The 3,941-nt window shown below is 42.1% G+C and carries 2 protein-coding genes; both read right to left on the bottom strand.

What is annotated here, in order from left to right:
• The coding region (locus VGA95_10070) for a multicopper oxidase domain-containing protein (protein HEX9666885.1) at positions 1-1,560 on the bottom strand (1,560 nt) is incomplete at its 3' end.
• A 365-nt stretch (positions 1,561-1,925) separates the two neighbouring features.
• Positions 1,926-3,629, bottom strand: coding sequence for an alpha-glucan family phosphorylase (glgP, locus tag VGA95_10065; GenBank protein HEX9666884.1), 1,704 nt, complete (start codon positions 3,627-3,629; stop codon positions 1,926-1,928).
• Positions 3,630-3,941: the final 312 nt, after the last annotated feature.

The raw sequence follows: 3,941 nt of genomic DNA, 5'->3' as shown, positions 1-3,941 counted from the left end.
TGACTCGCGATCTATTATCTGAAAGGCTACCAAGTGCAAGTGGATTGGATGAGCATCTTCTGTTGCATTATATATCTCCCAGACCTCGATGTCATTCAGTATCGGGTTTTCAGTGATGGGTTCAAACCATGCTAAAGAGCCTTCTGCCAGTGTACCAAGCAGTGGCTGGAGACGCCCAAAGTTATCCAGACCCTCGAATAGAACCAGTTCCCTCGTAGGGCCAGTCTGAACAAGAGGAATGAAATCTTGGCGAAGTCGTGTATCGAAATCAATCGTGGCATTTGGGATATCCGAGAAAGCCAGGTTGACCTCAAACTTCATGACCTGGCCTGTGGTTGCCGGATTAGCTGGGGGAAGCACCCCGCCCTCACCGTCGTTCAAGGTGCCATCGGGATTTAAGCCTTTGAAGGGCTCGTCTGGACCGAAATTTCTCAGGAAGATCTCTTGACCATTAAAATCAGTGAAATCGAATACAAGGTCTGCACGCTCGCCGGGACCGATGACCAGCTGATTTAGTAAGACTGGCAAGGGAAGTAAACTATCCTCCGTTCCGATCTGCAGGAACTGTTGAGAAATTCCGTTTTCCATTGAATCTCTAAACTCCAAGACGTAGAATCTGGAGTCCGATCCATTCAGTATGCGGAAACGGTATTTCCTTGGTTCAACTTCCAGTACCGGCCAGGTCATGCCATTCACAAGGATCAAGTCACCAAAGACTTCCGGCAAAACGCTCGGCTCTGGCAGTTCATTCTCTGTCAGCTCCCCCTCTGATTCGGCAGGATAGAAGAGCTGCCCATTTTCTTTAAATAACCGGTCTTGTATTGCTATTTCTATCTCATAGGGATCACCCGGGATAATATTGTTATCAATTAGCGCCTGTTCATTATCATCCCGTAGAAGGTAGAATCCAGCAAGACCAGCATAAACATTAAGCCTTGTGATGCCTAAAGCGTGGTCGTGATACCAGAGAGTGGCCGCTCCTTGATCGTTATCATATGTGTATGTTTCCTTTACGAAATCAGGACCCGTTAAGGCAAATCCGGGGGTAAACCAGGCTTCCGGCAAGCCGTCGCTTGCTGATTCTGAATGGCCACCGTGGAGATGTGTTACCACTGGAACTCCGCTGGCAGGCCAACCGGCGGGGTTTGCCCAGTGTAATGTAGTATCCACCGGAAGCAGATGGGGCAAAGGTACACCCTCCTCAACCAGTTCGTTTTTCCACAAGACGTTTATCGGCGTGTCTTTTTGAGCGACGAAAGTCGGGCCGGGGTAGGTTCCGTTGTATCCCCACACAGTTGTCATAAGAGGAGCTTCTGTTAGTGGATCGATGATTCCCAGATGCTGTTGGAGCTGAGTTATACTGACTTCAAAAAATCCTCCGTTAGTTGCATCAACCCTTGCTGGAATCGGCAGGTTATTAATAAATTTCGGCTGGGTTAGTGGATCTAACAGAACTTCGTTTGCGAATGCTGTCGATATACTTAAATTTACTAATAATTGAAACCCCGCTAATAATATACACGATACAAAGATCGTTTGAATGCATTTTTTCCTCATCATGACTCCCCTCCACCTAAGTATAAATATTTACGTTTGCAAGGTTCATGCCATAATCATTCTTATAGATTTTAAACCCTTTGTTAGTTCGACTATATGGGTGAAATGTGTAGGCTTGTCAAAAAATAGGACAATGAACAACTGTTAGCTTGAAAGTAAAAAACGGGGACATAGTATTAATGGGGTCGGTCCTAAACCTTGGATTATAAACTCTATCTATAATGTGGGGATAAATGAAGGACTGTTTGAATATAGTTTCGAAAAAATGTTAAACTACTCGATTTCATAACTTCGAAAATCTTAAATAGGTGCAAAGCTTAGGACTGATCCAGAGTTGGCACTTTACATGTCATGAAGAACTTTTTAAATCAACCCAAGTAGGCCTTTAGTACGTATTCTTTAAGCATCCTCTGAGTATTAAAAAATGATGCATTTAAGGCTATAGCGTTTCGCATTACATCTATGAAGCTATCTCGGTCATTGTAGAAAAGGGGAAGGACGACTTGCTCGAGCTTTTGGTAAAGAGATAGTGCATCACGATAGGTTTGTTCGTTATTTTGATCAACTTCTCGACTATTTTCTCCAATAGACCAGCCCGTAACTCCTTCAATGCATCCCTCTATCCACCATCCATCCAGGATGCTTAAGCTTGGCACTCCATTTAGTGCTGCTTTCATCCCGCTTGTTCCCGATGCTTCGAGAGGAGGTTGAGGGGTGTTAAGCCAAACATCGACACCAGCGATTATCATTTTAGAAAGCATCATATCATAATTCTCAAGGTAGGAGATTTTGAGATCGCTTTGGAGCAATTTTTTGACTTCATATATTCGTTGTATTAATTGCTTTCCGTCTTGATCCTGTGGATGAGCCTTTCCTGAAATGACGATCTGGACTGGACCGATTTCAGTTGAAATTCCTTTCAATCGTTCTATATCAGTGAAAATAAGATCCGTCCTTTTATATTTAGTAGCCCTTCGAGCTAATCCTATAGTCAGGTGATCCAAGTCCAATCCGATGTTTGTTTCCCTGTTTACATGCTCAATCAATTCTTTTTTGGATTTTACATGCGCATCCCACAATTCAGATTTGGGAATGTTCAAAGCATACCTCAGGCTGAAATTATCTTGCATCCAGTCAGGCACATATCGATCAAAAAGTCCTTGGAAGTAATTAGAAACCCAAGTAGGCGCGTGAATGCCATTTGTTATTGCATCAATATTATAACCATTGAACATAAGTTTTGAGATTTCGCCATGTTTTTTTGCGACACCATTTATATAGCTACTTAGATTTAACGCCAGATGGGTCATATTAAGTAATCCGTTGCAGCTTATGATATCTTTAATGCCATTCGTATCTCTTAGACCAAGGATGTTATTGACAATTTCCAAGGGAAACTGATCATGCCCTGCAGGGATAGGAGTATGAGTGGTAAAAACGCATCTCTTTTTCACGGACTCTATGTTTTCAATGGTAACTGCACTATTGTGTTCACCTTTACTTTCTTCATTGAGAAGCTCAAGCGTCAATAGGCTAGAATGACCTTCATTCATGTGAAATCGCACTATATCTTGATACCCTAGAGTACGAAGCATCCTGACCCCACCGATACCTAAAATGACTTCCTGACAGAGCCGGTACCTTTGGTCTCCTCCATAGAGGTAGTGTGTCAATGTTCTATCCGATTCGGAGTTCTCTGGAAGATAAGTATCGAGAAAATAAACTGGTACTTCGAAGCCTGCTATTCCAGTGACCGCGTATTTCCATGAACGAATCTGAACTGATCTACCCTCAATCACAACTGAAACTCTTTCAGGCATTTCTGTCAAGAAATCTTCTACTACCCATTCTGCCGGTTCCTCTCTCTGCCACCCATTTGGATCAAGTTTTTGATAAAAATACCCTTTCCTATGTAATAATGATAAAGCTATCATGGGCACCTTGAGGTCAGCAGCGGAGCGTATTGTATCACCCGCCAGCATTCCAAGGCCGCCGCTATAAGTCGGCATGCTTGGATCAACGGCGATTTCCATGGAGAAGTAAGCTATTTTTCGTTTTGAATAGTCAGTCATATCTGATTCGCATGACTTTACGGGAACAAAATAAGTTGTATCTATATTACAACCATTGAACCTAAATAGAGTTTATTGTAGAAAGGTAACCATCCTCGCTTGGTTGAATTTAAACTCTCCTGACGTAGCATTATACATCATTCACACACTTAAGCAATAACATTTATTAAATATTATAAAAACTTCAGCACATTCCTTTTCAGAATACAGTACAGCTTTTAGATAGTCTTATTTACTTTTGCATAATTTAAAGTTCTAAAGCTAAAAATGGTTTTTAGCCGGGACGATGTAGAAACCTCAGTAGTATAAGAA

The sequence above is a fragment of the Thermodesulfobacteriota bacterium genome (genome assembly GCA_036397855.1).
Lineage (GTDB): Bacteria > Desulfobacterota_D > UBA1144 > Nemesobacterales > CSP1-2 > DASWID01.
This window is presented reverse-complemented; position numbering and strand designations above follow the sequence as displayed.